The 26,427-nt window shown below is 37.3% G+C and carries 27 protein-coding genes; 8 read left to right on the top strand and 19 right to left on the bottom strand.

Going from position 1 to position 26,427, the window contains the following annotated elements; all coding sequences use genetic code 11:
* Nucleotides 1-34: 34 nt before the first annotated feature.
* From gspN to ABMA72_RS03980, 12 genes are read right to left on the bottom strand one after another with little or no spacing between them, the layout of a single operon-like run.
* Nucleotides 35-994 carry a type II secretion system protein GspN gene (gspN, locus tag ABMA72_RS04035; RefSeq protein WP_393056167.1) on the bottom strand — a complete coding sequence of 320 codons (960 nt, stop codon included), beginning with the start codon at nt 992-994 and terminating at the stop codon, nt 35-37.
* Nucleotides 994-1,611, bottom strand: a complete 618-nt coding sequence (locus tag ABMA72_RS04030; RefSeq protein WP_392856323.1) for a hypothetical protein — start codon at nt 1,609-1,611, stop codon at nt 994-996. Before ABMA72_RS04030 ends, gspN begins: the two co-directional genes overlap by 1 nt.
* A complete protein-coding gene (gene pilM, locus ABMA72_RS04025) occupies nt 1,611-3,188 on the bottom strand; it encodes a pilus assembly protein PilM (protein WP_392856321.1) in 1,578 nt (525 codons plus the stop codon). Before pilM ends, ABMA72_RS04030 begins: the two co-directional genes overlap by 1 nt.
* A gap of 60 nt (nt 3,189-3,248) precedes the next feature.
* Nucleotides 3,249-4,616, bottom strand: coding sequence for a hypothetical protein (locus tag ABMA72_RS04020; protein ID WP_393056165.1), 1,368 nt, complete (start codon nt 4,614-4,616; stop codon nt 3,249-3,251).
* Complete coding sequence (locus tag ABMA72_RS04015) at nt 4,600-5,514, bottom strand: type II secretion system protein J (protein ID WP_393056163.1); 915 nt, start codon at nt 5,512-5,514, stop codon at nt 4,600-4,602. The genes ABMA72_RS04020 and ABMA72_RS04015 overlap by 17 nt, the downstream gene beginning before the upstream one ends.
* Nucleotides 5,515-5,521: 7 nt before the next feature.
* Complete coding sequence (locus ABMA72_RS04010) at nt 5,522-6,034, bottom strand: prepilin-type N-terminal cleavage/methylation domain-containing protein (RefSeq protein WP_393056161.1); 513 nt, start codon at nt 6,032-6,034, stop codon at nt 5,522-5,524.
* Entirely contained in the window at nt 6,019-6,684 is a 666-nt protein-coding gene (locus ABMA72_RS04005) for a Tfp pilus assembly protein FimT/FimU (RefSeq protein WP_392856312.1), read from the bottom strand. Before ABMA72_RS04005 ends, ABMA72_RS04010 begins: the two co-directional genes overlap by 16 nt.
* 24 nt (nt 6,685-6,708) lie before the next feature.
* Nucleotides 6,709-7,164, bottom strand: a complete 456-nt coding sequence (gspG, locus tag ABMA72_RS04000) for a type II secretion system major pseudopilin GspG (RefSeq protein WP_392856311.1) — start codon at nt 7,162-7,164, stop codon at nt 6,709-6,711.
* Between the two features lie 47 nt (nt 7,165-7,211).
* Nucleotides 7,212-8,420, bottom strand: coding sequence for a type II secretion system inner membrane protein GspF (gene gspF, locus ABMA72_RS03995; RefSeq protein ID WP_392856309.1), 1,209 nt, complete (start codon nt 8,418-8,420; stop codon nt 7,212-7,214).
* 16 nt (nt 8,421-8,436) lie between these two features.
* Nucleotides 8,437-10,176 carry a GspE/PulE family protein gene (locus ABMA72_RS03990; RefSeq protein WP_393056160.1) on the bottom strand — a complete coding sequence of 580 codons (1,740 nt, stop codon included), beginning with the start codon at nt 10,174-10,176 and terminating at the stop codon, nt 8,437-8,439.
* A 14-nt stretch (nt 10,177-10,190) separates the two neighbouring features.
* Nucleotides 10,191-12,560, bottom strand: coding sequence for a type II secretion system secretin GspD (gene gspD / locus ABMA72_RS03985; protein ID WP_393056158.1), 2,370 nt, complete (start codon nt 12,558-12,560; stop codon nt 10,191-10,193).
* 15 nt (nt 12,561-12,575) lie between these two features.
* On the bottom strand, nt 12,576-14,060 hold the full coding sequence (locus ABMA72_RS03980) for a hypothetical protein (protein WP_392856303.1): 1,485 nt from the start codon (nt 14,058-14,060) through the stop codon (nt 12,576-12,578).
* 243 nt (nt 14,061-14,303) lie between these two features.
* Here ABMA72_RS03980 and ABMA72_RS03975 point away from each other — a divergent pair, with 243 nt between their 5' ends.
* Together ABMA72_RS03975 and ABMA72_RS03970 are read left to right on the top strand one after the other, a co-directional pair.
* Nucleotides 14,304-16,070, top strand: coding sequence for an acyl-CoA dehydrogenase family protein (locus tag ABMA72_RS03975; RefSeq protein WP_392856301.1), 1,767 nt, complete (start codon nt 14,304-14,306; stop codon nt 16,068-16,070).
* A gap of 74 nt (nt 16,071-16,144) precedes the next feature.
* Nucleotides 16,145-17,815: a CRTAC1 family protein gene (locus ABMA72_RS03970; RefSeq protein ID WP_393056156.1), complete on the top strand. Its 1,671-nt coding sequence runs from the start codon at nt 16,145-16,147 to the stop codon at nt 17,813-17,815.
* A 28-nt stretch (nt 17,816-17,843) separates the two neighbouring features.
* Here ABMA72_RS03970 and ABMA72_RS03965 read toward each other — a convergent pair whose 3' ends face one another.
* The 4 genes from ABMA72_RS03965 to ABMA72_RS03950 all read right to left on the bottom strand — a co-directional run bounded on the left by ABMA72_RS03965 (nt 17,844) and on the right by ABMA72_RS03950 (nt 19,933).
* Nucleotides 17,844-18,452: a transposase gene (locus ABMA72_RS03965; protein ID WP_393056154.1), complete on the bottom strand. Its 609-nt coding sequence runs from the start codon at nt 18,450-18,452 to the stop codon at nt 17,844-17,846.
* Nucleotides 18,453-18,585: 133 nt separating this feature from the next.
* Complete coding sequence (locus tag ABMA72_RS03960) at nt 18,586-19,089, bottom strand: YtfJ family protein (protein WP_392856296.1); 504 nt, start codon at nt 19,087-19,089, stop codon at nt 18,586-18,588.
* A gap of 9 nt (nt 19,090-19,098) precedes the next feature.
* Nucleotides 19,099-19,446, bottom strand: a complete 348-nt coding sequence (locus tag ABMA72_RS03955) for a hypothetical protein (protein ID WP_392856295.1) — start codon at nt 19,444-19,446, stop codon at nt 19,099-19,101.
* Nucleotides 19,433-19,933 (bottom strand): hypothetical protein, encoded by a 501-nt coding sequence (locus tag ABMA72_RS03950; RefSeq protein ID WP_392856293.1) that lies wholly within the window; start codon nt 19,931-19,933, stop codon nt 19,433-19,435. Before ABMA72_RS03950 ends, ABMA72_RS03955 begins: the two co-directional genes overlap by 14 nt.
* Before the next feature lie 73 nt (nt 19,934-20,006).
* Here ABMA72_RS03950 and ABMA72_RS03945 point away from each other — a divergent pair, with 73 nt between their 5' ends.
* Nucleotides 20,007-20,684: a hypothetical protein gene (locus ABMA72_RS03945; protein ID WP_392856291.1), complete on the top strand. Its 678-nt coding sequence runs from the start codon at nt 20,007-20,009 to the stop codon at nt 20,682-20,684.
* Nucleotides 20,685-20,706: 22 nt separating this feature from the next.
* Nucleotides 20,707-21,738, top strand: a complete 1,032-nt coding sequence (locus ABMA72_RS03940; protein ID WP_392990036.1) for a CpaF family protein — start codon at nt 20,707-20,709, stop codon at nt 21,736-21,738.
* Here ABMA72_RS03940 and ABMA72_RS03935 read toward each other — a convergent pair.
* The 3 genes from ABMA72_RS03935 to deoC form a co-directional block, all read right to left on the bottom strand.
* On the bottom strand, nt 21,733-22,002 hold the full coding sequence (locus tag ABMA72_RS03935; protein WP_392856286.1) for a flagellar protein: 270 nt from the start codon (nt 22,000-22,002) through the stop codon (nt 21,733-21,735). The two genes, ABMA72_RS03940 and ABMA72_RS03935, sit on opposite strands and share 6 nt — an antisense overlap.
* A gap of 90 nt (nt 22,003-22,092) precedes the next feature.
* On the bottom strand, nt 22,093-22,380 hold the full coding sequence (locus tag ABMA72_RS03930) for a hypothetical protein (RefSeq protein ID WP_103216828.1): 288 nt from the start codon (nt 22,378-22,380) through the stop codon (nt 22,093-22,095).
* 73 nt (nt 22,381-22,453) lie between these two features.
* Nucleotides 22,454-23,122 (bottom strand): deoxyribose-phosphate aldolase, encoded by a 669-nt coding sequence (deoC, locus tag ABMA72_RS03925; protein ID WP_393056152.1) that lies wholly within the window; start codon nt 23,120-23,122, stop codon nt 22,454-22,456.
* Between the two features lie 83 nt (nt 23,123-23,205).
* Between deoC and ABMA72_RS03920 the strand changes: the two genes are divergently transcribed.
* The 4 genes from ABMA72_RS03920 to ABMA72_RS03905 are packed head-to-tail and all read left to right on the top strand — an operon-like array spanning nt 23,206 to nt 26,403.
* Entirely contained in the window at nt 23,206-24,156 is a 951-nt protein-coding gene (locus tag ABMA72_RS03920; protein WP_393056150.1) for a sensor histidine kinase, read from the top strand.
* A gap of 1 nt (nt 24,157) precedes the next feature.
* Nucleotides 24,158-24,835: a response regulator transcription factor gene (locus ABMA72_RS03915; RefSeq protein WP_392856282.1), complete on the top strand. Its 678-nt coding sequence runs from the start codon at nt 24,158-24,160 to the stop codon at nt 24,833-24,835.
* Between the two features lie 21 nt (nt 24,836-24,856).
* Complete coding sequence (locus tag ABMA72_RS03910; RefSeq protein ID WP_392856281.1) at nt 24,857-25,624, top strand: enoyl-ACP reductase; 768 nt, start codon at nt 24,857-24,859, stop codon at nt 25,622-25,624.
* A gap of 2 nt (nt 25,625-25,626) precedes the next feature.
* Complete coding sequence (locus ABMA72_RS03905) at nt 25,627-26,403, top strand: exodeoxyribonuclease III (protein ID WP_392856280.1); 777 nt, start codon at nt 25,627-25,629, stop codon at nt 26,401-26,403.
* The last annotated feature ends 24 nt before the right edge of the window (nt 26,404-26,427 follow it).

Below are 26,427 nucleotides of genomic sequence, written 5' to 3'. Positions count from 1 at the left end.
GAATTAAGATGCTTTAAAGTTGGCCTTTAGTCAACTAGCGCTTAATCATTTTCGGTGTGTTTGGACGTCCAAGAGTACCATCAATTTTCATGTGATAGAAACCTTGCTCATCAGGAGTACCATTGCCTAGAAGAAGATTGATTATAGCGAAACTTTCAATAAACTCTGGCGTGAACTTTACCTGTGCTTCGATATCTAGACGAGAGTTTCTGATATTTCTTTTATCAAGAGTGATAGTACCACTGGCATTGGCACGAATAGGTGAGTTACTGTCCCCAATAATAAGCTCTTGAATTTCAACTGCTCCGCCGTCTTCAGAGTGGGCCTTGAAAGAAAGATTATTAATTGCAAGAGTAGGTAGCTCAAAGCTTTGGATAACTTGTGTTGGAATCGTAAAGTCTTTCGACGTTAGATAGATATCAAGGTCTTTAATGGCCTTAAGGTCTGTGCTAACAAGAGCATTTAGATTGATTGTTCCATCAAGTTTAAAGTTATTCATTAGTGGAGCAAGAGCATCAAAGCTAATAACTGTATTTTCAACCTTCACGTATTGAGTTGAAAAATTATGAATTGATTTGAGGTTGATCTGATTATCAAGCCCTGCGATCTTATTAATTTCAGTATTGAAAGTAAGTCCCATTGGAGCAATACTTGGAAGTCCTAGAGAAATATCTGCTTCTGAAACTAAAAGTCCAGAGCGTGAGTTTAAACAGCGAGATGAAATATCAATCTCTTTTAAATTAATCCCTGGTAAAAAGTAGCTTAAACTAGCACTTTGATAGTAGATAGGGCAGCTACGATTCTTTCGTAGGCCATCGTAAACAAGATTCATAATCTTGTCTTCGACAGAGAAGTTAAAGATAAAACCAAAAAACAATGACAAGAAGGCGAAAATAGAAATTAGAAAGATTGTCTTCTTATTGATCTTATAAACATCTGTTTGTTCTGCTGCTTCACTCATATTATTCTTTTGATTACCTAAATTTTCCTGCATTAATTAACCTTTGCGTAAAATTCAACAAGGAATTTTCCTGAAACGAATTTTCCATCTGCTGTTTTTTCTAGGTCGATCTCTGTGATGATGATCTTAAACTTGCGATGAAGTTCATTTAAGAGGCCAACAAACGCCTTATTTGTGAACTTCTCAATCATGATACTTGTTTCAATGCGGTTAATTGAACCACCGAGGTTTTCTTTTTGAAAGCCATCAACATTAAGTTGATTTCCTTTAATATTAAGCCTTGAAGTTGCGTTATTTAATTTACTGATAAAGTCAGACTTTTCATAAATTGCTTCATTGATTACGATAGGGCCTTCTTGGGCCTTAAGCTTAATATTGCCTTCTTTAAAGCTAATGATTGTTTGCTCTAATTCTTTTCTTGTATTTAGATCATTTACTTTGATGGTTCTAAAGATAAAAACACCAATAAGAGCGATAATTGGAATAATAATGACAAGACCAGAAAGGGCCTGATTAATAATTTTCTGCTCTGTTTCTGAAAAAGAGCGGAGTTGATCAGCAAATGATTGAAAAACACCAGAGTTTCTAGCTTCTTCAATTTGCTTATCGATAGCGACATCAATTTCTTTAAATACGCTTTTCTGTGTCATTATTTACCTTTAAAGCTAATTGTAATCTTATCTTTATTTGAGTCGTCAATATTAGCGTCGTTTACATTAAGGCCTTTAAGAACTTTAAGTAATTGCTTTGTATCGCGATCACTCTTACTTTGGAATTGTGCAAAACCAGAGTTAAGATCACCTTTGTATTTTGTCAGAGAAACTTCTTCATTTCTTTTAATTGCACTTGTAACAGTATGTAGATTTGCAAGAGCACTCGACTTCGGCACACCTGCTAATACTTTTAAATCAACTTCGATTGCTTTATTTTTTTGTTTAATGATCTTTGTTAATTTATCAGGTGATTTTCTAAGATATCTTTCCTGTTTTTTTGTAATATTAAGATCACTTGATTTGATAAGCTTTTTAATCTCTCTATCTGTGGACTTAATGTCGCGGTTTACGAAATAAAGTGATTCTACTAAAAAACCAGCACAAAGAATTAGGCAGACAAGAGCAAGACGATAGAAAGTAAAAATTGTATTTTCTAACTTAATTCCATCTTTTAATGCCGATGCAAACTCTTTTGTGAAAAAGTTTTTTGCAGGCTCTCTATATGTGTTTGAAGCACCCATTGTGTAGGCGAGTGTAAGAGAGTTGTACTCCTGAGGAGAAACCATTCTCTCAAGACCTGGAGTCATAAATTGTGAAACACTAACATGTAGTCTTTCTGTAATATAATTATCGATATTCTTAATATTGGCACAGCCACCTGTTAAGTAGATATGTTCAATGCTTTGACCAGTTTTAACTCGATGACCTAATAACCAGCGATCAATTTGAGAGAGTAGGTCTTTAAAAGTATGGTGCATCATCAGAGCAAAGTCTTGTTGCTCTTTTGTTACGCTGTCCAGTTGTGACTTTGTTAAGAAGAAGCTATTTTCGTGTTTGAAAATTCTAGCTTCGGCCGGACCGATATTATAAGTTTTAGAAATTGCCTCATCAATGGCCGCACCAGCGACATATGAAATATGGTGAGTATAGATAATACCGTTATAAACTAAATAGGCCTTCGTTGTTTGATGACCGATATCGAGAATACAAACATTTGATTCTAACTTCTTTTCTTCGACAAAGCTTTGGTAAATACTAAGTTCCGAAGTTAAGTTTGAAGGTACAGTATGATAGGCCTGTAGAAAGTTTCGATAAGTTGCAAAAACACTCTTTTCTGCAATTTGAACAATAGCAGAAAATTGGCTATTAATTTTCTTATAAAGATTAACAATATAGTGAGTATCAGCAATATTAAATGGTAGATCTTCTTCCAGTTGGAAAGGGATCATTAGTTCCGCATCCTTCTTACTCTTTGCTGGAAGATCAAGGTAGCGATTCGTTAAAAACTCGTTAGGTAATTGAGTAATAATTCGACCGTTATAGTGTTGGTCTTTTAGAAAACCAGAGATGATTCTTTGTTGAAGCTCGTGTACAGAGACTTCTTGGTCACTAGGGCCACGAACATCCTCGAGTAGAACTTCTTCAATATCATCAATAATGAATCTTTTTTTGTGTACTCGGCCTTCAACAAATTTAATACTGTAGGCACCACAGTCTATTACTAAAATACTCATAAATTTATTTTACCAAATTTCAATAACTTTGCTGTTTTTTTTTGAATGAAAAATTTGCCATTAATAAGTGCGAATTTCAACAACCCTTGGGCGTAAGAGATAGCTCTTTCCTGTGGGCTTTTGTCCTTGAGAAGCAGATCCCGACTGTTGTTGTCCGTTACCACCGTCATCATCTTCATCTGGATTTTGGGAGCCGCCGGCCTGCTGTCCACTCTGGCCTTGGGATGTCGTCGATGGAGCTTGGGGCTTAATTGGTAAGTCGATAAAAGCAGTCAACTTATAGATCGTATCAGCATAGCTACCAATTGATTCTAGTTTAAATAACTTTCCACCTGTTCCAATAATGATATCGGCATCGGCAAATTCCTTGATTCTCTTATCAAAGTCAGAAGATTCAACTGCACCAATTCGATTTGTGATTAGCTCTTTAAAATCCTTATCACTTTTAAATGAACTTGGTGAAGTTCCATTTTCTTCATCACCGTCGCGGTATTTAAAGAACTCTTCAAGGGCAACGTCTGACATCTCTGGAAAAAGAACTTTAAGCTGATTAATTGTAATTTCGTTTACATTAATTACCGAGACATTGTGAATAGAAATTCGATCCTTGATTAAGTTCACGATTTCATCATCCCAACCTGCAAGAGAGTAGAGTTCATCAGCAGTTTCAAAGGCCGCATGCTTTGCTTCCACACCAAGGTTTTGGTAAGTTCTTTCGATATCGGCCTTTTCAGGTTCATCGTAATCTTCTTTACCTGAAACATAGTATTTTAATTCTTTAACAAGTAGCTTTGGGTCTAAGTTTGAATAGTGAAGGGCAAAGTCTTCATTATTTTCAATCTCATTTCTAAAAGTTCTCTCAAGCATATCTGTAAACGTTTTCTCCATAAATTGGTGTGGCGTAATTGTTGAACCATCTTGACCACTTTGACTTGAAGATGACTGAGAAGAGCTTCCGTTGACAGGCTTAATAACTCTTAATGTATTTGGATTGAGAAAGCCTGTGATTGGCTTTAGGCTCACTGAAATTGAGCCTTGAATGAGAGATTCTTTTTCAAATTCTGCAATGGCATTCTTTTGTAGTGCATTGAGCTCTGTTGATACTGGAATAGGAACAATAAAAGGCTGAGTGGCAATCGCTTCAATATCACTTTTTGAAATAGTCGATTGAAGAGAAGTATTATCTTCAAGTTTATTCCATGCTTCGCGGTAAACTTTTAGCACAGAAAGAGCGTAGTGAAGTCCTGCTTCAGCGTTTAGTTTCGCTTGTACTTTATCAACTTGTCCTTGAATTCTAATCTTATTAAGTTTTGTTTCGTAAGTGAACTGTGCAAGTAGTACTGTTAAAATAGCAACAGCGGTCGTTACCATGATAATGGCAATTCCTGACTCATTTCTAAGTATTGTCTTCTTATTTTTTAAAGTCATACTTTTCCTTTAAGTCTTCGCTAGAATTAAATTCTGGCCACATAACACGTATTGTTCGGTTAAGTTGAAGCTCATCACCATTTTTCGAAACATAATCAATATTCATACGAATTAGGCGTGGGGTATTTCTTAGCTTATTTAACTCTCTAAGAGATGAAACAAATTTTTCTTTTTCAGGGCTGTAGAACTCAAAGGAGAAATCTCTAAGATTTTCAATTACTGGATATTCTTTGGCCTTACCCCAGTCGAGATCTTTATTGTAAATATCAACAGGGATGACTGTTCTGGTAAGTGAGTAAGGGGCCTCTGTATTCTTTTCTTCTTCGTCTTGGCCCTCTGTCGAAGTTGTCACAACACGGTAACGTACCCACATTAAATTAGACTGCTTCATGTTTTTTACAAGCCTGCGGTTGGCAGATGATAGAAAAACAAGAGAGCCTTTTTCTTCATTTAAAAGAATTGGAATAGGAACATTGCCAGCTGAAAGGTTATCAAAATTCTTATTCTTATAAAGATGAGTCGTCATGACATATTTTTTTGATTGCTGCTGTTGTTGCTGCTGTTGACTTGAACTACCAAGTCTTGATCTAGACTGAGATTGGGACTGTGATGTGTTATACGCCTTAGCAAAGGCCTTATTGTCATCGGCTTTAGATGATTCATAGTAAAGGGGAGAGTTGATTAACTCGATATCCCTTTCTATTCGCATCATACCAATTTCTAACTGAAGTCTTTCACGATCTTCTTTTGTGACACGATCATTCGTATTTACACTACTATCGACAATTGTGTAGATGGCCGTCATAAGAACAGAGAGTATAGCAATAGCGATGAGAACTTCAATTAATGTAAAGCCATCTTCAGTTTTGTGAATATGATTTTTTTCAATGCTTTCCATTAAAAACCTAGAGTCCGTTTATCTGCACCTTGTACTTATCATTTGATAACCATGTACTAATTGTATATGTTTCATCAGTTGTATCATCTTTAACTGTGACACTAACTTGCCAAAGAAGCTTTTCAAGATTCTTTTTTACAACACCAAAAATCTGCTTTTGAATAGCATTATTACTATCATCACCATCGTCAGGTGTTTCAGCCCCTGAGATCTTTTCAAAATCTGGAACAGTAAAATTCTTCCATTCGACGCTATAGCTAATATTGTCATTGCTTTCAAATTTTCCAGACTCTGGCTTGAGCGTGATGCTATCTTTTAGCTCTGGTGGATAGGCTAAGATTTCATTCATTTTCTCAATGCCATACTCACGTAGAGTAATCTCTGTGCGCATCTCCATTGAGTCAGTAATATTTAAGCCTTGGGCAGTAATGTATGAAGTGATAAAGACTGCGAATATTGCGAGCGCAATAAGAACCTCAATGAGGGTAAAACCTGAATTATTTTTTAATTGCTTAACCATTCGTTATAAAGTTCTTCTGCTTTAGTTGTTAGTTTTTCAATATAGTCGTCACTAGAAAAGTTCACATCTTCCAGGCCCACGTATTCACGATTGATTACTTGAGTATAGGGCTCAGTTGATAGTGCGACCATTTCATCTTCAGTTGCAAGAATAATTATAACAGAATCTTTCTCACCTGTGGGGTAAAAGTAGACATATGGTTTGCCAGTTGTGTGTAATTTTTGTGTCAGGGTGCTGCCTATGGCAACAATACGAACTCCACCAGTTGGACGAAACTCGTTAGCATCAAAGTCTGGAAGTGGCATAAATCTTCCTTGCTTATTTGCTTCTTTTTGTTCTTCCTCTGTCAGGTCATCATAATTCTTTGTCGAGTCCATATCGATAACAAAGTCATTACTTTGGGCCATTTCTAGGGAAAGTTTTTGGTCGATATCTTCAATATCAAAACCAACTCGTAAGAACTTATTTGTTAGACTAGCTTCATCACTTGAGAAGCGAATAATACGTTCTATATTTTCAATCGTGTCATCGAGGTTGCGGCGAGAGGAAAAGGTTGATCCTGCAACCATGTAGAGAAGTAGGGAAGCTAAGGCCATGGATACCAGAATTTCAATTAATGTAAAACCTGATTGTCCATGTGCCTTATGCATAACTTCCCTGACTTTTAATTTAAATTACTTCTTATCTCTTAGGTAGATATCAGCAGCGAAACCTTCTCCGCCTTCTTCGTTATCATTACCATAAGACATGATATTGTAAGTCTTTCCATCTGAAGTATAAACATACTCCATATCCCATGGGTCTAATGGAATTTCATCTGCATCGATAAATCCATTTGGTGGATAGTTCTTACACTCGCGTCCTCCAGACGGCTTTGAGATAAGTGAATCTAATCCCATCTCTGTCGTTGGGTAGAAGTTACATTTTCTTCTAAAGTCTTTAAGAAGTGACTCTAGTGACTTCATTTGAATGTTTGCTGATTTTACACGACCTTCTTCTAGTGAGTCGAAAACCTTACCTGCAATAAATGTCCCCATTAATGAAATTAGAGTAAGGGCAATTAGGATTTCAATTAATGTCATCCCGGCCTGACTCTTCATTACTTGGCGCTTAAAAAAATTGTTCTTCATTTAAAATCTCCTTAAATGTCTTCTTTCTTTATATCCTCTAAAAAAGCTTAGTTGATTGAGTTTAGTTCCATCATCGGTACGACAACTGACATAACAATGAAGGCAACAGCTCCACCCATACCGACCATCATAATAGGTTCGAGAACAGATGTTAACCCACTCAATTTAGATTCTACCTGATCTTCGTAGTTTTCTGCAATGATGTTAAGCATTGGTTCTAGTTCACCTGATTTCTCACCTAAACTAATCATATGGGTAACCATGATAGGGAAGTATCCTGATTGTGCAAGGGGCGCCGCCATGGAAGAACCTTCCGATATATTAACACGAGCACTTTCAATGGCATCTTGCATATGAACGTTACCAATTAGGTTTTTCACAATTTTCATGGAAGCAAGAATTGGAACACCTGAATTTAAAAGTGTTGCTAGAGTTGAAGCAAAGCGCGATACGTTCACCATTGTGATAAGTGAACCAAAGACTGGAAGTTTCAGAGTAACGTAGTCCCACTTAGCACGACCATTCTTAGTATTAATATAGCGATTAAATAGCCAGTAAAGCCCGAAAGCTCCAATGATTACGGCCCACCAATATTGTTGTAAAAAACCAGATAGCCAAATTGAAATTTTTGTCGGTAGTGGTAATTCTTTTTTCATGGAAACAAAGATTTTTGTAATCTTTGGAATTACCAGGACGAGAATGACACCCATAACAAGGGCACCAACAAGAAGCATGATGATTGGATACATCATGGCACCTTTTACTTTATTTTTTAATTTAACTTGCGCTTCTGTGAATTCTGCAAGACGAAGGAGAACGATGTCTAATGTTCCTGACTGTTCACCAGCTTCAACCATGTTGACATAGATATGATCAAAGATTTTAGGGTAATCAGAAAATGCTGATGCAAGGGAGCTACCTTCATTAACTTTTTGGCGTATCTCTGAAAGGACAACTTTAAGCTTCGGGTTCTCACACTGTTCAATGAGGGCGTTAAAGGCCTCGACAATTTGAATCCTTGCTTTGACAAGAGTGGCCAGCTGTCTTGTCATAAGAGAGAGATCGTTGATTGAAACGGTACTACCGAAATTTAGTTCAAAAGAAGTCTTGCTAGAAGACTTATGTTCTTTAATCGCTGTAAGCATAATACCTTGAGCACGAATCTTGGCCTTTGCTGCCTGTTCGTTCTCTGCTGTGATATTACCTTTCTTTTCAGTTCCGGTGCGATCAATACCTTTGTAATCAAATATGGCCATTTCTTTTTACTCTTTGTTATTCCTGACTTTCGTCTTCGCCTTCAATATTAATAGCACGGTTCATTTCTGCAATTGAAGTAATTCCCATAAGAACCTTTTCAATAGCATCGTCTCTAAGAGTTTTCATTCCGTACTTCTGGGCAACTTTTTTAATTTGTCCAGATGGGGCAGAGTTAATAATCAGCGAGCGAATTTCATCGTTTATCATTAGAAGTTCTGCAACAACAGTCATCCCCGAGTAGCCTTTATTGTCACAACTTGGACAACCTGCTGATTCGTAAACTGTTGAACCTTCTGGTATCTTATCAATCCCTAAAACTTCGAGATCGAAATCTGTAATATCTTTTGGCCTCTTACACTCTTTACAAAGAGTTCGAATAAGTCTTTGCGCTAGTGCTCCAGAAAGAGAAGAGGCAATCATGAATGGCTGAACACCCATATCAATCAGACGGTTTGGAACCGAAGAAGCGTCATTGGTGTGAATTGTCGAGAGAACAAAGTGACCTGTAATTGAAGCCTGAATTGCCATTTCTGCAGTTTCGTAGTCCCTTGTTTCCCCAACCATGATAACATCAGGGTTTTGACGAAGAATGGCACGAAGTGCTTTGGCAAATGAAAGTTCAATCTTATGATTTACCTGAATCTGTGAAATTCCTGGTACTTCATATTCCACCGGATCTTCAACTGTAATAATCATTCTATCTGGTGTATTAATTCGACTTAACATTGCAAATAGAGTTGTCGACTTACCGTGACCTGTTGGACCTGATACATAAACAATCCCATCTTTTCTTTGCGAGAGGGCATCGAGGTCATCTAGAACCTTTCCATGGAAACCAAGGTGGTCTAGCTGAAGGATATTATTATCTTTTTCAAGAATCCTCATAACGATACGCTCACCATTTTGAACAGGTACCGTCGAAAGACGAATATCAATATCCTTACCGGCCATCTTAATAGGAATACGCCCATCTTGTGGAAGACGTTTTTCTGCAATATCTAGCTTTGCCATAACCTTAATACGTGAGGCAACAGCAGAGTGAGTTTTAAGAGGTTGTCTTAAAACTTCCGTCATAACTCGGTTTATACGAAAACGATAAATCGATTCTTTTTCATAAGGCTCGATGTGAATATCGGTCGCGCGCTCTTTTACTGCTCTAAAGATAATTGAGTTTACGAAGCGAATAACAGGGGCCTCATCAGCTCCTGCATCTAAGATATCAATTGGCCCATCGAGATCAAGAGACTCATCGAACTCATCTTCAAGAGACTGAACCATATTCTTATTGGCCTTCTCATATACACGGTTAATGGCATCATTAACTTTTAGAGGTTGGGCAACAGAGATATGAATATCTTTTTTAAAGATCTCTCTTAAATCGTTAATAGCATCAAAATTGAAAGGGTCAGTGATAATCACTGAAACAAAGCGGGGAGTTTCCATCACTGGAATAAGCTCCTGAGTCTTTGCATAATTGATTGGAATATTTGTAATAAGTTCCGGGTCAATTGAGTCCACGTCAATTTCAGACTCATATGGAATTTCAATTTGGTGACAAATTACTTTTGTAATATCGTGAGGGTGAATATAGTTCTTCTTAAGTAAGATTTCACCGATAAGCATGCCAGATTCTTGTTGAATCTCTAGCGCCTCATCTAATTGCTCACGTGTAAGAGAGGTGTGCTTAATTAAAAGCTCACCAATCTTTTCTTTACCGTGTTCAAATGTTTCTAGCATTTGGTTTCTCATTAACATCAAGCCTTTTTAAATTACTTCTTAATCACAACTTCTTTATTTGCAGACTTTACTTTTACAGCAGGGGCCTTCTTCGTTGCAGATTTCTTAGCGTTTACTTTTTGAACGACGTCATTGTAGCTTGGCTCAATTACTGATTCGTTCATTACGCTATCCTGATTTTGTTGCTTGTAATACTTATTACGTTGCTCATCATAAAGAGGACCTTGCTCTTGTTTTTGAGCTTTATTATAAAGACCCTTAGCTGTTGACTTAAATGGATCTTTTTCACCATGGAACTCTTTAAGGTGAGAAGCACGACGGTTTAAGCTCTCTTTAACAGTACTTGCAACGTCTTCTTGATAGTTATCAAGAATCTTTGGTGTTAAGAACATTAGCATATTAAGTTTTTCTGTTTGAGTCGTCGTGTTTTTAAATAGCCAACCAAGAACTGGGATATCACCAAGTAGGGGAACCTTACTTACTGAATCAGTTGTCTTATCTCTCATCATACCACCCATTGCAATTGTGTCGCGGTCACGAACAGTTACAGTTGTTACTGCACTTCTTACAACAGTACCAACACCTACTGCTTGTACACCAGATGGGAGTGCTCTACTTGAGAAATCTTCAAAGTTTTGGTCAATTTTTAGTTTGATATATCTCGTTACCTTGTTAATTTGAGGAGTTATCTTCATTTTTAACGTAACGTTTTGTGTCTCAAGTGATGTCGTTGTCGAACCATTTGATGCTTGAGTTTCCTTCGGTACAGGGATCTTTTCACCAACTTCAAATATACCTTCAGTATTATCTTGAACGAGTAGTTGTGGAGTTGAGAGAACGTTTGTATCCCCGTTACTTGCAATTGCTGAAATTAGAGCATTAACAGAGTCGATCTTAACAGTTTGACCATTAATCTCTGTTTCAATTTCGTTACCAAGACCAACACCTGCAAATAGACCACCAATTGATGTCCATGTTCCAGAAATTAGCTGAGTAAGGATTGAACCTGAAGTTCCGTTAATTGAACCAGCTCTATCAGCTGCACCAGAACCGTAGGCCCCAACAATAGAAACACCAAGGTCACGAGACTTTGAGATATTTGTTTCCATCACAAGACCTTCGATAAATACTTGGTCTTTTGGTTGGTCTAGCTTCTTAATAACTTTTTCAAGTGTAAGCCAGTCAGTAGGTGAGGCCGTAACAACAAGAGCGTTATTTGATTTATCTGCAGTAATTCTTACTTCTGCATTGAATAGTTCATTATTGTCATCATTTGAAGTTCTAGAAAAACGAGAAGTCCTTCTCGTGCTCGATGATGATCTCGACTTTGATCCACTAACTAGCTCAGATAATGTCTTTGACATATCTTCTGCATCACCGTGATAAAGGTAGTAAACGTGGATTTGTTCGTTATTTGAAGCAACTAACTCAACATCAAGCTTATTAATAAGCTCTTTAAGTCTCTTTGCCCCACTTGAATTGGCCATGGCAATAATAGAGTTCGTACGTGGCTCAGCAGTAAGCTTAGAAATAATTTGCCCACCTCCATCTGAACTTCTTCTTGAAGAAGTTTTCTTTGATGTATCATCTTTTAGAATCTTATCTAGAAGCTTAGCAATTTCAGAAGCGGAAGTATTTTTAACAGGAATAATTTGAAGAGTTTCTTCGTGTCCAGGAACATCGATGAACTTAATTAAACTCATTAAACGATTGATGTTAGAACCAGTATCCTGAATGATAATTGTATTTGTTTGCTTGATCTCAATAATACGCCCGTAACGAGACATGAAAGGTCTAAATGAACGAGAAACTTCTGTTGAATCAATATTCTTAAGAGCAATAATCTTCATTAGGTAATTTTCTGTTTCTGGAACATAGTTACCTGTGTAGATCTTTGTAGGGATGTAGCGAATATCTCTTGCTTGTACAATCTTGTAGAAAGCACCAGATTTAACCATTGTTAAACCATTCATATTAAGCGCTGCTAAATAAGCTTTCCATGCATCACCAACTGTAATTGGAGTTGGTGCTGAAATTGAAATCTTTCCTTTGAGGTCCTTGTCGATAATAAGGTTAAGCCCTGTAAGCTTTTGCATATGCTTTGTCAGGTCTTGTAGGGAAGTGTCTTCAAAATCAAAGCTTGTGACAATCTCTGGCCCAAAAGCAGTTTCTGGGTTTAAGTTAACGTAAGCATCGTCAGACTTCTTTGGTTGAGTCGCTGTTCTACCAAATGCATCACTTCCTGACTCTGCATTCCCACTATTGAGTAGGTTGGCAGCGGAAGGAGTCGCATCACGATTAACCTTCGTTTTTGATTTAAATTGTCTAAACTGGGCCTGCGCCGGATCTGCGGCCAGACATAGTAAAGATAGTGCTGAGAGATTTAAAAATAGTTTCTTCATCCATGATCCCTATAATTATTCGACAAAATTGTAGTTGTAGCTTTGCTGAACTCCGTTTCTCTTAATACCGAGTTCGTAATAGTCCGTAGACTTAATTTTTCCAAACATTCCCATAATTTGATTCATATTCTCGATTTTTGCGCCGTTAATTTCACAAATTATGTCATCATTTTGAACATTTAAGTATGAATAGATTGAACCAGGTTTAACTTCAGTCATTTTGAAGCAAAGTGATCCATCTGGATTCTTAATTGTAATGGCCTTGGCCTGCGTAAGAACGTCTCCAATATTACTTAGAAGAGAGTCACGAAGTTCTTTCTTGATTTTAAAGTTATTTCCTTCAACTTTAATATCTTTATTGAATTCCGGCATAACTTCTTTCGCTCTACTTGGAGGAAGAATCTTTGTATTGGCCTTGCGTGCAAAGCGTTTCGCTTTCTCGTCAACATTTGCAATGAATTCACATTCACCAGTTCTTAAGTTTTTAAAGATAACTTTTTGGCGAGTGATACTTCCAATCTCTGCAATATTATTGATCTTTCCACCAACACGAACATTTTCAACTTTTCCACGGTTAGAAACACTAGCAACTGACTTCTTTGTATTTTGTAGAACGATCGTATTTAGCAGCTTAAAGCCAAGTCTTGATTCTTGATCGGCCGAAAGACAAACCTTAACAACATTCTTTGGACGCTTAACTTTTGTTTCAGTTTTTTCATTCTCATCTTCTTGAATATTGAAAGGGTTGTAATTTCTAATATTAGCAATCGATGGATTGTGGTCGTATGTAGTAGGGCGACTAAAGTTTGTTTGAAATTTTGCACTGCTATCTTTTCCACTTAGAAAAAGAGCGGCAAACTTTCCAATCTGATATAAGAAGGCACAAGTTAAGAGAATTAAGAAGTAGTGATGAATCTTTGGACGAGACTCATTACTTAGAAGGTTAGGCAGGAAGTATTGGGCACCTGATTGGTGGCCTTTTCCTCTTTTTCCAGCGCCAACTTTTGATAAATCAAAGTCTTCAGTTTTAGATTTAATCTTATCAAGCATACGTTGCATGACATTGTACTTATTGCCTGATTCAGCCTCTAGCTCGTCTTCTTCATCATCTGAAAATTCCTCAGAGTCTTCATCTTCAGTGTCATCTTTTGATTTATTAGAGAGCTTACTCTTTAGTTTTGATAAGAAGCCTGCGTCTTCTTCAGAGTGTGCCTCAAGGTCATCAATGTAGACTTCTAGAGTTGGGTCTTCCAACACGTTGTCATCTTCTTGATGTTCGTCTTGATCTTCCTCTTGATGATTATCTAGTTGAGCAGTTGGAGGGGGTGGAAGAGGGATGTCGACATCTTCTTCGTAGACTTCGCCTTCGTCGCCTTCGTACTCTTCCTCATACTCTTCGCCATCGTGAAGAGTTTCTTCATGCTCAATAAATTCACTGTCATCCTGTTCCTTGGATAACTTCGATTTAATTTTTGAAAAGAATCCTTTCTTTTTCGTCATTAAGTTTCTTCTTGAAAGTTTTTATATTTTAATACCTTATAGTATTTTAAGGTTGTTTACCCAAAGCATCAACCATTGATATATTCGGTAAGAATTTTCTTTATTCGTGACCGAGTGTTTTTGTCGGACAAACTTTAGTAAGTGTTTGCTTTGATTATTTGACGTATGTCGTGCTAAAATGTCAGGGAATTCTAGTCAATCAAATTTCTACCCACATAGATGGATTTAAAAAAGGACTTAATGATGAGTGAAGAAAAGCAAATGATGGACTCCATTGTTGGAGATCTATTCTTTGGTGAAGTTAAAGAAGACAATGTATTTCCATATCCTGGTTTTACTGATGAGCAGCAAGACTTTGGGCGCGAGATGGTGAACGCTGTAAATAAGTTCTGTGAGGGGACTTTAGACGGTGAGAAAATGGATCATGAAGGTGTGATCCCACCAGAAGTAATGCAAGGTCTAGCTGAGCTTGGGCTTTTTGGGATGGGTGTTCATGAAGACCTAGGTGGTCTTGGCCTTGACTATACTCTTTATAGTCGCGTTTTTGCAGAAGTTGCTTCTTTTGATGGTGCCGTTGCGACAATGATTGGTGCTCACCAGTCGATTGGTTACCGTGCACTACTTAATGAAGGAACTGAAGAGCAGAAGGCAAAGTGGCTTCCACAACTTGCTTCAGGTGAAAAGTTAGCAGCATTTTGTTTAACTGAGCCAGGATCAGGTTCTGATGCATATTCGATTAAGACAAAGGCCGTTGATAATGGTGACGGTACTTATACAATCACTGGACAGAAGCTTTGGATCACAAATGCTGGTACAGCTGAATTTTACTCAGTATTTTGTAAGACAGATCACGAAGTAGATGGTGAAACAAAAGAGAAGATCTCTTGTTTTGTTATTGAAAAGGGAATGGAAGGTCTTTCATTTGGTGAAAAAGAAAACAAAATGGGAATCCGTGCATCAGAAACACGTGCGGTTTACTTTGATAAAGTAATTGTTCCTAAAGAAAATATTCTTGGTGAGCTTGGAAAAGGTTTCAAGATTGCCATGAACGTTCTTAACTCTGGACGTCTTTCACTTGGTGCAGGATGTGTTGGTGGAATGAAGACAATTCTTAAGCTTGCAACTGAGCACGCTAAAGGACGTAAACAATTTGGTGCGCCAATTGCTGAATTTGGTCTTATTCAAGATAAGCTTGCTCTAATGGCAGCAAGAATCTATGCAACAGAATCAATTGTTTACATGACAACTGGTAATATGTGTAAAGGTCTAAACGACTACTACCTAGAAACTGCTGTTTGTAAAATTTATGGTTCTGAGTCTCTTTGGGAAGTTGTTGACCAAGGGATGCAGATTGCGGCCGGTAATGGTTATATGAAAGAGTATCCATACGAAAGAATTATGAGAGACTCTCGTATTAATATGATCTTTGAAGGAACAAACGAAATTCTAAGAATTTTCCTTGCTCTTTCTGGTATCAGAAACCCGTCTGAAAGCATGAAAGCTCTTGGTAAGGCGGCAGACGTTTCTAAAGCTCTTCAAGATCCGATTAAGTCAGTCGGTGTTTTAACAAACTTCGCAAAAGGTCGTCTATCAAAGATGATTGGGCAACGTCTAATCACTAAGCATCATGCTAAGCTTGATAAAGAAGCAGGGAAGTTTAACTCTCTTCTTGGTCAATTTGCGATTCAAGTTGAAAATACACTAATGAAGTACGGTAAGAATATTATTGGAAATGAGCTTCCACAAAAGAGAATTGCTGAAATGGCGATGAACCTTTACGTAATGCTTGCTGTAATTTCTCGTACAACTTCAATCCTTAATAGTGACAAGATCGAACAAGACAAGAAAGACTATGCTCTTAACCTTGCTCGTGTCGCACTAAAAGATGCAAGAGCTGTTGTTGTAACAAATCTTAAGGCAATGACTTCACATGATGATAAAGTTGTTAAAGAAACTTCTGATCAAGTTTGTGCAAATGATGGTTACGGCCTAGATATCATCAACTTCTAATTATTTTCAAGACAATTTAAAAAATAATCTCTTAGGCCCTAGTAAAAAATGCTGGGGCCTATTAGAATATTGATATGAAATATTCTCTCCTGCTACTTTCTTCGGTCATACTCGTAACTTCTTGTTCTAGTAAGGTTTTTAAAAAGAAAGAAAAGAAATCAAAAGCTAAACAAGTAAAGCTCAACTATGGGCCAACAAAGTCATCTTCGAAATTTGTCGATGTGACAAAAAAGCTTGGACTAAGTGGTATTAAGGCATCGCGTGTTTACGTTTATGATATTAACGGCGATGGAAGAGAAGACCTTGTTTTCTTAAATGGAAATTATTCTGTGCCTCAGTTTTATTTGGCCACAGATGAAGGTTTTGTTAAAGCAAAGAATATCTACTTTGAAGATGATGTTCAGGTGACATTCTTACAGTTTGCAGACCTTGATAAGGATGGAATCGTCGATGTTGTTACTGGGATTCATAACCAGAAGTCGGCCTTAACAAAAAAACCACTTGTTTCATATAAGGGAAGCCCTTCCCGCAATAATGGTATCGTCTTCAGGAAATTTGGTGAGACAAGCTTTGACTTCATTGCTCCTATTTCAAACGTTAACCTCTTTGATTACGATAATGACGGACTCTTAGACTTCTTTGTCGCTAATTGGTTTGATCGTAATAAAGAAGGGGAGGCAATTGAGAATCGCCTCTTTACTTATAAGAAGGGCAAGGTCTTTGAAATCTCAGGGGCGCTTACAACTGAGCTTGATCAACGTGGTAGCACATATATAAATATTGCACCCACTTTTTCTTCAAGTATTTGTGATATCAATAATGACGGCATTCCTGATATCTTAACGAGTAACTCTGCAGGCCATCCAAATAAGCTTTGGCTTTCAACAAAACGTGGGAAAAATATTGTCTACACTGATGCTGGCCAGAGTTCTGGTTACAGCATGGATACAATCACTAGTGGTGGCCGCTATAACGGCGGAAACTCTACTTTTGCAATTTGCGGTGATTATAATAATGATGGCTACTACGATATCGCCATGGGAGAAATCTCTCACTCTCTTGATCTAGCTTCTCGTGACCGTTCAAGTATTTTGACGAACAAAGGTGTTAAAAAGATATCATTCATTCGTACTGAATATACAAACGATGAGGCGAAGGCCAATTGGAACCAAGGTGACATGAGAGGACTTTGGAGTGACTTAAATAACGATGGGCTTATTGATTTAATCGTTGATAACTCTGGCTTTCCTCCTCACTCAAGACTTGTCTCATTTGTACAGGAAAATGATCATGAGTTAGTTAACCGTGCGTCAGATCTTGGAATTGATATTGTCAATCCAAGCTCTACTGTCGTCCTAGACTTTAACGATGACGGAAGAATGGATATTCTAACGATTCAAACGAATACTCGTGATTTTAGAATTACGCCAAGAGTTTACTTATTCGAAAATCAGCTTCCGCAAAAGAACTTTATCAAGCTTAAGCTCATTGGGAAAAAGTCTAATAAAGAAGCCTATGGTGCGAAGGTAATCGCAGATATTGATAAGGGCAATACTCTTACTCGCCAGCACTACCCATCTTTTGGCCAATTCCAACCTCAAAATTCATCTTATATTCACATTGGTCTTGGAGATGAGAAGGTTAATGAAGTTGTCGTTGAATGGCCTTATTTATTAGAAAATGGGAAGAAGCTTAGAAAAACTTATCCTGTCTTGATGAACGCAACGACAATCATAAAAGAGTAGGTGCCATGCTCCTTTGGTTTCGCACCTGCTAAATACGCCGGGAAGTTCTATTATTCTTAATTTTAAATTCAGGCCTTGTTAAACCATCTCTAATTTTATTTGATGAAAATTTTTCGTCTTCTTGGTTTACCCACTCTAGGAAAGTTATAGGATCACCAATTATTGGTTCTTTTAATTTAAATCCTAAATCTTCGTTATTAATAACATAAGATAGAGTCGAAAATTCATAATCCTGACACAGCTGTGTAATCCCTTTGTGATTGGGGTTTTGATAAATATAGCGTAATACAGTTTGATAATACTTTTGGTCCTTAACAATTGACCACTTATAGCGATCTCCAAAGATACGATTTATTCGACTTGTTTCTCTTCTAATCAGCTTACTTAGGTGTGAATTCATAAAGAACATAAAGCGATCGATATCACAATTTGGTGTCCAAATTAAGAGGTGATAGTGGTTTGTCATTAAGACAAATGCTTGTATCTCTACTGGGTGGTGATTTTGTGCATACTTAATTGATTTTAAACAATAGCTCCAAACGGTAGGCATGGGAATGTCAAACCATTCTTTATTATTTGTTCTGATATAAATGTGGTATGGACAAAGATTTGTTCTAATGATTGGTTTTCTTGGCATTCAGCACTGATAACTGAGTTTAAGAATGAATAAAATAAAAAAAGGGATTATTTTGTTGAATATTTCGTATGTGAAAACAGGGGAGAGTATGCACCCGCTTGTTAGCAGGTGCGAAACCAAAGGTGCATGGCACCTACATATTCTTTTTAATAATTGAGATCATCTCTTTCACTTGGGCATCGCTTGCTTTTCCATTGATCTTGTAAACAAGGCTACCTTTCTTATTGAAAACTAGGATATTCGAGTCATCATCTTTAACGATTCCTTTCCACTTTTTAACGATCACTTTTTCAAGGTCTTTTACATAAAGAGTGTTAGGATATTTCTTTTGCTTGTCTTCTAGAGCACCCTCAAGAATTGAGTTTGGAAGCCAAGTTGCATCCATATTAATAACTGCAACAGAAGCATACTTTGTAAGGTCAAACTTTTCACGTGCTAGGGCCTCTGATGCATGATTATTTAAGTCTTTCTCGTCAGGGTCAACGTAGAATAGAACGTGAACTTTATCTTTTAGCTCTGATGAAGACCAGGCCTTCCCATTTAGGCGACCACCATTTTCACCTGAAATTTCAACTGTTGCAGGCTTCATTGCTAAAGTCGATACACATAATAGTGCCATCATAAAAATCTTCTTCATTCACTTCTCCTATTCGATAAAAGTTTTATTAAATATTTGTTTTAAGTTTAGACTAAATTTAGAGTCTTTTTGAACTGTCTTCTTTAACACTTTTGCACGAAGTTGGTCATTATACTCAACTAGCTCTTGCATTAGTTCATCAAATTGGTTTAATTCAATAACATTTGGCACTCTCGTTTGAAAGAAGTCTTTTAGCTGCTTGATGCGATTCTTTTCAATATCGAGAAAATTTGTCAGCTTATGTTCTTCACTGCCGGCAGACTGCTTCTTAGGAGGTGGGGCAAACTCATCTCCTAGAACCTTCTTTATATGCTGATCAATTTTTTTTAGCTCGTCATTACCGTTATCTTCTGACATTTTCGTCTTCCATGATTGAAATTAATTTTTCAAGTTTTGCACCTTCTTTGGCAAGTGCTTTAATGATTCTTTGTGAAGAGATCGTGCGTCCGAATTCATCAAGACATAACTGTACATCTTCATTTCTTATATTAGAAGCTGAGATATCAATGAAGTCCAATATCTTCTGTTCCTTGTTTGTAGGCCTGGCCGCTTCAAATTGGTAGTACTTGGGAAGATCCTCAAGTGACTTAAAAATAGGAAAACGAGTCCAAATATCTTCAATATCTGAGATGATGTAGAAAGGGTAAGGAAACTTTGGAGAAAGATTTTCTTCCTCTAAAACATTAGATAAGAGTCCCAGTAATTTAATGAGTCGATCTCTTTGGAGTTTCGATGCATCTAGATAAAGTGGCTGATGACCAACACGGTAAGTTTTCATCGCCAATTTAATTTCTTCTTTATCAATGGCCTTGAGTTTAAATTCTTCTAAAATGGGTGTTTTCATAGATCTATTATAACAGCAGCAGCTTATTAATATAAAGCTGGAATCTCACCTAAATCTCATTTATCATAGTTTTATGGAATTAGATTATGTAGAACTTCCCGAGAGATTTTGTCAGTTACTTTTGAGTGATGTTTCAAGCTCTAGTAACACATCTGTCGATTTACAAAGATATCTCTTTGAATCACCTGCGATGGCCAGGATTCTTTATCGTATTTTAAATGGCGGGGAGGAGACTGATTTAACTTCTCTTGTGAAGAAGTATGGTTGGCATGGAATTCGTGATCGTCTCTTGGCCTACTATATGAACTTTCTCTACAATAGTAATCACCCTCATGCGGTTGTGACAGAAGAGGTTGAGGATATTAAAAAAATTGAATCACGATTTCGCGATAAAACGGTAAGTGGCTACTCTCGTTTAATTTCACTTGGAATGTACCTCAAAGTTTCTTGCTATGAATCTGATCTTGAAAATATTGAGGATCACCCTTATTTCCCTGATCGTAGAATTGATCAATTATTAGCTCAATCAAAAAATAGAAATATTCGTATTGATATCTTGATACTAATGCTTGTTCACTTTTTAAAATACTTAGGTGAAGAAAAGCTTTTTGGATTAATTAGAGCGAAACAGAGTTTTGATACAATTGAGTCAATGTTAAGCACTGATCAAAAATATCAATTACAAAAAAATATAATCAATTACGCCTTAAGTATTGGAGACACTGACTTGATTGCGTCAAAAACAGTTTAAGTTAGTGTGAAGAAGGAAGTATATGGCAGAAAATAGTGTGTGGAAAATGTTAGAAGACCTTTCGACGAAGAAGGGAATTTCTGAAATCGTGATAAACGGATCAAAGAATGTTTTTGTTGAAAGAGGCGGAGAGTTTATTGGACTTAATGTTCCTCTTAATAAGAAAGATATTCTTGAATTTTCAAATGAAGTCGCACTATTTAATAAGAAGAAGTTTTCAAATGAGAACCCAATCTTAGATGGAAGACTTCCCGATGGCTCACGTATTAATATTATTAGTGAACCATACGCTTCTCAAGGTACATCAATTACTATTAGAAAATACCTTTCTAATAATTTCGAATTAGATAAGCATTCTCAGCTATTTGGTATTAGTGAAAAATACGTTCCTTTCTTTAAGTCACTTATTAAGGCCAAAAAGAATATTCTCATTTCTGGTGGTACAGGTTCTGGGAAGACAACTTTTATGAATATGCTTCTAAAGGAAGTATCTCCAGACGAAAGAATTATCACAATTGAGGATACGCTAGAGCTTGTCGTGGGTAATACAAATTGTGTAAGGCTTGAGGCCGGCCTAACGAGTGGAAAAGAAGGGCTCTCAATGAGTCAGCTTGTTAAGAATACTCTTCGAATGAGGCCCGATCGAATCTTTATCGGAGAGGTAAGAGGGGCCGAAGTTTTTGATATGATTCAGGCCATGAATACTGGACACGATGGAAGCATGACTTCGATTCATGCTAATTCTCCAGTGGAGTGTTTACAAAGAGTTGAAGCATTATTTTTAATGGCCGGTTTTGATCTTCCATACCATGTTGTAAGAAAATATATTTCAACTGCTGTTGATTTTATTATTCAGCTAGGAAGAACGGATGATGGCCGAAGAAAGGTCACTCAGGTGATGGAAGTAAATAGCATGGAAGGAAATAATATTCTTACGACTTCTGTTCTTGAAATCGAAAACGGTGAACTCGTTTTTGGTGGAGCGGTACCAAGTCTTGCTAATGAATTAGCGAAAAAAGGTGAGCTTCCAACTAATTACTGGAATAGTCTATAAGATCATTGTTGCATCAATCTTAGTAAAGATATTATCACTGAGTTCATCTTTATTTACTGCTGTAATAAGACAGTAGCGGTCGATATCCAGAATAAAGGCAGCTTCGTCAGTAATAACTAAGGACTCTTTTGAACCTTTTAGCTTCAATTTATGAGCAGCTTCATTTAAGCGAGAATAATCAATTTCGCTAAAGTGAATTTGGCGCTCTAGCAGTCTCTTCTTTGCATGTTTTGAAATTGTTAATTGGTGTGTGACTCTCTCCATATAACCTTCCTGGCCTTGGCCCAAATGACTCTCAAGTCATTGTGGCACTTTGTTGGACGCAATAGTAGGTAGGCAAGGGTAAAGAAAATCTTATAACTTCTTTAGCTCGTTAAGCTCTAATAAAATACCGAGCTGTTGATGTCTTAGGTTTTGACACCCTGATTTGAAGTAGTAATTTCTTGTGTTCTTAATAAGTGATTTAATTCGATTTCGAATGTCATCATTTACTTGAGAATTTTCTGTGATTTTCTTTTTGATGCTTATGAATTCACGAGTATTTTCATAAGCGAGATTTTGGTCGAGCTGCTCACATGGCAGGCTGGCGTACGCCTTGATTGAAACTAAAGTAACAGTTGCTGATAGCAAAATAGACTTCATGAAAACTCCTTGTGCGAGTCCCTCTCTCTCATCCACGTTCTATCAATAGCACACTAAGATGCAAACTTACACATTAGTAAGAAGTTGTGATATTTTTTTCACCTTCCATGATCGCGACGCCAGAACTTGTTCCCAGTCTTTTAACACCCATTTCTAGATATTTACGTGCGTCCTCTAGGCTTCTAACACCACCAGAGGCCTTGACTTCGCACTTTCCTTGAGCCTCATCAATCATTATTGAGACCACTTCAGGATTGGCCCCTTCGCTTGAAAATCCAGTGGAAGTTTTAATGAAGCTAGCTCCAGCACTTATGGATGCTTTGGCCGCTAAACGAATTTCTTTTTCATTTAAAAGACATGTCTCAAAAATAACTTTTACAATTTTTCCGTTGGCGGCCTTAACGACTGCTGCAATATCTTGCTCAACATATTCAAGATTGCCTTCTTTTAATCTTCCTATATTTAAAACCATGTCGATTTCATCAGCACCTTTTTCAATGGCATCTTTTGTTTCAAAAACTTTTGTCTCTGTTGTCATGGCCCCAAGAGGGAATCCAATCACTGTACAAATTAGAGACTTACTTGGATCAATGTGTTTCTTTGCTTCAAGGATATTGCTAGGATTTATGCATACTGATTTAAAGCCGTACTCATTTGCTTCTTGGCATAGCTTCTTAATTTGTAGGCTACTTGCTTCAGGCTTTAGTAAAGTGTGGTCAATAAATTGAGCGATGTCTTGCATAAATTCCTCGATTTAAATTCTTTGGTATATTATTGAGATTATTTCCTTAACTTATAGTGCCAATAATTGCTAATATTTGCAATATGGCACTTATTAAACGCGGACCATTTTTTATCCATCCACTCTTTATCTTTATATCGAGTTTAGTGGCCTTAGGGATTTCTTTATATCTCTATATTTCTTCTTATTTAGAGGTAAACGCAAAGTTAACGGACTTTGTGAAGAAATCTAATATCCCTCTTGTTCAGTTTCAGCAGACTGAGACATGGGTTATGATTCTCATTTTATCGATCCTTGTGTCATTGATAATCGTGGGCTTCAGTATGGTTTTCTATTACTACCAGAAGCTTCGCCAGCTCTATCGTATGCAGCAGAACTTTATTAATGGCTTTACCCACGAGCTAAAGACTCCCGTTGCTTCGATTTCTATCTTTATCGATACGCTAAAGCGCCACAATTTTGAAAGAGAAAAGCAGTTAGAATATCTGGATATCATGAGGCATGATACTGAGAGATTGGGAGATAATATTGAGCAAATCCTCCAATTAGGACGACTTGAAGAAAAGAAGGTTGAGCCTGATCTAAGGCAGATTAACATTCGCCAAACAATTGAAGAGTTTGTTCATCGCAATCGTCATAATTTCTCGGAACTAGAAGTCTCTTTTGTCCATCTCGATGATGAGGAGTCAATCGAGTTTGATCGCAAGCTATTTGATATTCTTTTAATGAATATTCTGACAAATGCCATTCGCTACAATAGCAAAGAAGTTAAGACAATGGAGATTATCTTCCAAGAAGGCAAACGCTTTAGTGAGTTATTCTTTGTCGATAATGGGGATGGGATTGATGATAAGGATATCAAGAATATCTTTAAAAAATTCTATCAAGCAGGTAAGTCTTCAAAGGGAAGTGGTGTTGGCCTTTATATGGCGATGCAGATTATGAGAATACACGGTGGCCGCATTAGTGCAGATAGTGAAGGCGTAGGCCATGGAACAACTTTAAAACTATTATTTAAAAATAAGGTTAGTTAGTATGAGTCGTATTTTACTTATTGAAGATGAGCAAAATATTGCAAAAGGAATTATCTTAAATCTTGAACTCGAAGGTTACGAAGTCATTCATGCAAGTCGCGGGGACTTGGGGATTAACTTTTATCGGGAGCAAGATTTTGATCTCGTTGTTCTTGATCTTATGTTACCTGTTTTAAGTGGTGAGGATATTCTCGTACAAATTCGTGAGATTAATGAGAAAACACCTATTCTTGTCCTTTCTGCCAAGGATAGCTCAAAGTCAAAAGTGCGCTGCTTTAATTTGGGAACAGATGATTACCTATCAAAACCCTTTAATCTGGATGAGTTCATTTTGCGTGTAAAGCGTCTTTTAAAGCGCTCAAGTTGGACGAAGAAGGATGTGTCAGTTTATCAATTTGGTGCGAATGAGATTAACTTTTCGGACTTTAAGGCCAGCTCACAAGGGGAGGAGTATACTCTCACAGAGCAGGAAGTGAAGATTTTGACACTTTTAACTCAAAATGAGGGTGAAGTGGTGACGCGCGGTGAGTTACTTGAATTATTAGGCTACAAAAAGGATTCAAATACTCGTACCATTGACAACTTCATCGTACGTTTTAGAAAATACTTTGAAGAAAACCCAAAAGAACCAAAACACATAATTAGTATCCGCTCTGTCGGCTACAAATTTATTAAATAATAAAAGAAAATGGAGTAATAAATGGGAATTTTAGAAGGAAAGAAAGTTCTAGTCCTAGGCCTTGCAAATGACAAATCAATTGCATGGGGAATTTCAAAGCAAATGAAAGAACAAGGTGCACGTCTTGCATTTTCATACCTAAACGAAGCTCTTCAAAAAAGAGTTGAACCACTAAGTGAAGAGATTGGTGGAGAGTTTACATTTGAATTAGATGTTCAAAATGAAGATCACATGACTCAAATGGCAGAGATCGTAAAAGAGAAATGGGGAGAGGTTGATGTTATTGTTCACTCTCTAGCATTCGCAGATAAAACAGATCTTAAGGATCGTTTCCATAAAACAAGCCGTGAAGGTTTCAAGATGGCACAAGATATTTCAGCATACTCTCTACTAGGTGTATGTAATGTGCTTAAGCCACTTATGGCAAAAGACTGTTCTGTAATCGCTCTTACTTATCATGGATCAGTAAAGGTTCTTAACGGATATAATGTAATGGGTGTTGCTAAGGCATCTTTAGAATCAACAATGAGATACCTCGCTGACGATCTAGGTCCAGAGGGAATTCGTGTAAACTGTATTTCTGCAGGTCCAATTAGAACTCTTGCAGCTTCTGGTGTTCCAGGGCTTAAAGGTTTCTTAAATGATGTTGAAGAGAAGTCGCCACTTCGTCGTAACGTAACTCAAGAAGATGTTGGTGGAGCAGCTGTGTTCTTAGGTTCACGCCTTGCAAATGGTGTAACTGGACAAGTGCTTTACGTTGACTCTGGTATTTCGATCTTAGGAGCTTAGTTTTGGCTAAAATTTCTAGTTGGAACGTCGCAGGTCTTAGGGCCTGCGAAAAGAAAGGTTTTTACGATTGGTATTTAGAAGATAATTCAGATGTAATCTGCCTACAGGAAACAAAGGCATTACCTGAACAATTAAGTGATCGCTTAAATAACCCTGATCATCACGAAGTGCTTATCGCACCGGCCGAGAGAAAAGGGTATTCAGGAGTAGCAACTTGGGTTCGAAAGGGTGTTAATGTTAAGCACACGATTGGACTTGGGATTGAAGAGTTTGACTGTGAAGGACGAACGATTATTTCTGAATTTGACGATTATATTCTTTTTAATTGCTACTTTCCTAATGGGCAAAGAGATCACGGACGTGTTCCATATAAAATGGACTTCTGTCGTGCGGTTGCTGATAAGGCCTTAGCACTTAAGAAGAAGACAAAGAAAGAGGTCGTGATTTGTGGTGACTATAACACTGCTCACACTGAAAATGATCTTGCAAATCCAAAGACAAATAAGAAGACAACGGGATTCTTACCTTTAGAGCGTGAATGGATGGATGAGTTTAAGGCCCAAGGCTTTACTGATCTCTTCCGCGAATTCACTTCTCCAGAAGAAAATGGCCACTACACTTGGTGGACTTATCGTGGAGACTGTCGAGCAAGAAATGTTGGCTGGCGTATTGATTACTTCTGGTCAACGGATGATTTCGTTTCTCGAGTAAAGAACTGCTGGCATCAGCCGGATGTGATGGGTAGTGATCACTGTCCACTTTCAATTGAATTTAAGTAATAAAAAAGCCAGCATTAAGCTGGC

The organism is Halobacteriovorax sp. CON-3, from assembly GCF_043196995.1.
GTDB lineage: Bacteria > Bdellovibrionota > Bacteriovoracia > Bacteriovoracales > Bacteriovoracaceae > Halobacteriovorax_A.
The sequence above is the reverse complement of the archived record's forward strand: the minus strand, read 5'-3'. Positions and strand labels throughout refer to the sequence as shown.

Bases quoted from the DNA above. Each gene is read 5' to 3' on its own strand.
- ABMA72_RS03960 (WP_392856296.1), bottom strand. From the start codon at position 19,089: ATGAAGAAGATTTTTATGATGGCACTATTATGTGTATCGACTTTAGCA.
- ABMA72_RS03930 (WP_103216828.1), bottom strand. From the start codon at position 22,380: ATGAAGTCTATTTTGCTATCAGCAACTGTTACTTTAGTTTCAATCAAG.
- ABMA72_RS03940 (WP_392990036.1), top strand. From the start codon at position 20,707: ATGGCAGAAAATAGTGTGTGGAAAATGTTAGAAGACCTTTCGACGAAG.
- ABMA72_RS03945 (WP_392856291.1), top strand. From the start codon at position 20,007: ATGGAATTAGATTATGTAGAACTTCCCGAGAGATTTTGTCAGTTACTT.
- ABMA72_RS03990 (WP_393056160.1), bottom strand. From the start codon at position 10,176: ATGTTAATGAGAAACCAAATGCTAGAAACATTTGAACACGGTAAAGAA.
- pilM (WP_392856321.1), bottom strand. From the start codon at position 3,188: ATGAGTATTTTAGTAATAGACTGTGGTGCCTACAGTATTAAATTTGTT.
- gspD (WP_393056158.1), bottom strand. From the start codon at position 12,560: ATGAAGAAACTATTTTTAAATCTCTCAGCACTATCTTTACTATGTCTG.
- ABMA72_RS04010 (WP_393056161.1), bottom strand. From the start codon at position 6,034: ATGGTTAAGCAATTAAAAAATAATTCAGGTTTTACCCTCATTGAGGTT.
- ABMA72_RS04015 (WP_393056163.1), bottom strand. From the start codon at position 5,514: ATGGAAAGCATTGAAAAAAATCATATTCACAAAACTGAAGATGGCTTT.
- ABMA72_RS04030 (WP_392856323.1), bottom strand. From the start codon at position 1,611: ATGACACAGAAAAGCGTATTTAAAGAAATTGATGTCGCTATCGATAAG.
- gspN (WP_393056167.1), bottom strand. From the start codon at position 994: ATGCAGGAAAATTTAGGTAATCAAAAGAATAATATGAGTGAAGCAGCA.
- ABMA72_RS03970 (WP_393056156.1), top strand. From the start codon at position 16,145: ATGAAATATTCTCTCCTGCTACTTTCTTCGGTCATACTCGTAACTTCT.
- ABMA72_RS03965 (WP_393056154.1), bottom strand. From the start codon at position 18,452: ATGCCAAGAAAACCAATCATTAGAACAAATCTTTGTCCATACCACATT.
- gspF (WP_392856309.1), bottom strand. From the start codon at position 8,420: ATGGCCATATTTGATTACAAAGGTATTGATCGCACCGGAACTGAAAAG.
- gspG (WP_392856311.1), bottom strand. From the start codon at position 7,164: ATGAAGAACAATTTTTTTAAGCGCCAAGTAATGAAGAGTCAGGCCGGG.
- ABMA72_RS03915 (WP_392856282.1), top strand. From the start codon at position 24,158: ATGAGTCGTATTTTACTTATTGAAGATGAGCAAAATATTGCAAAAGGA.
- ABMA72_RS04005 (WP_392856312.1), bottom strand. From the start codon at position 6,684: ATGCATAAGGCACATGGACAATCAGGTTTTACATTAATTGAAATTCTG.
- ABMA72_RS04020 (WP_393056165.1), bottom strand. From the start codon at position 4,616: ATGACTTTAAAAAATAAGAAGACAATACTTAGAAATGAGTCAGGAATT.
- ABMA72_RS03910 (WP_392856281.1), top strand. From the start codon at position 24,857: ATGGGAATTTTAGAAGGAAAGAAAGTTCTAGTCCTAGGCCTTGCAAAT.
- ABMA72_RS03955 (WP_392856295.1), bottom strand. From the start codon at position 19,446: ATGTCAGAAGATAACGGTAATGACGAGCTAAAAAAAATTGATCAGCAT.
- ABMA72_RS03980 (WP_392856303.1), bottom strand. From the start codon at position 14,060: ATGACGAAAAAGAAAGGATTCTTTTCAAAAATTAAATCGAAGTTATCC.
- ABMA72_RS03920 (WP_393056150.1), top strand. From the start codon at position 23,206: ATGGCACTTATTAAACGCGGACCATTTTTTATCCATCCACTCTTTATC.
- ABMA72_RS03950 (WP_392856293.1), bottom strand. From the start codon at position 19,933: ATGAAAACACCCATTTTAGAAGAATTTAAACTCAAGGCCATTGATAAA.
- ABMA72_RS03935 (WP_392856286.1), bottom strand. From the start codon at position 22,002: ATGGAGAGAGTCACACACCAATTAACAATTTCAAAACATGCAAAGAAG.
- ABMA72_RS03975 (WP_392856301.1), top strand. From the start codon at position 14,304: ATGAGTGAAGAAAAGCAAATGATGGACTCCATTGTTGGAGATCTATTC.
- deoC (WP_393056152.1), bottom strand. From the start codon at position 23,122: ATGCAAGACATCGCTCAATTTATTGACCACACTTTACTAAAGCCTGAA.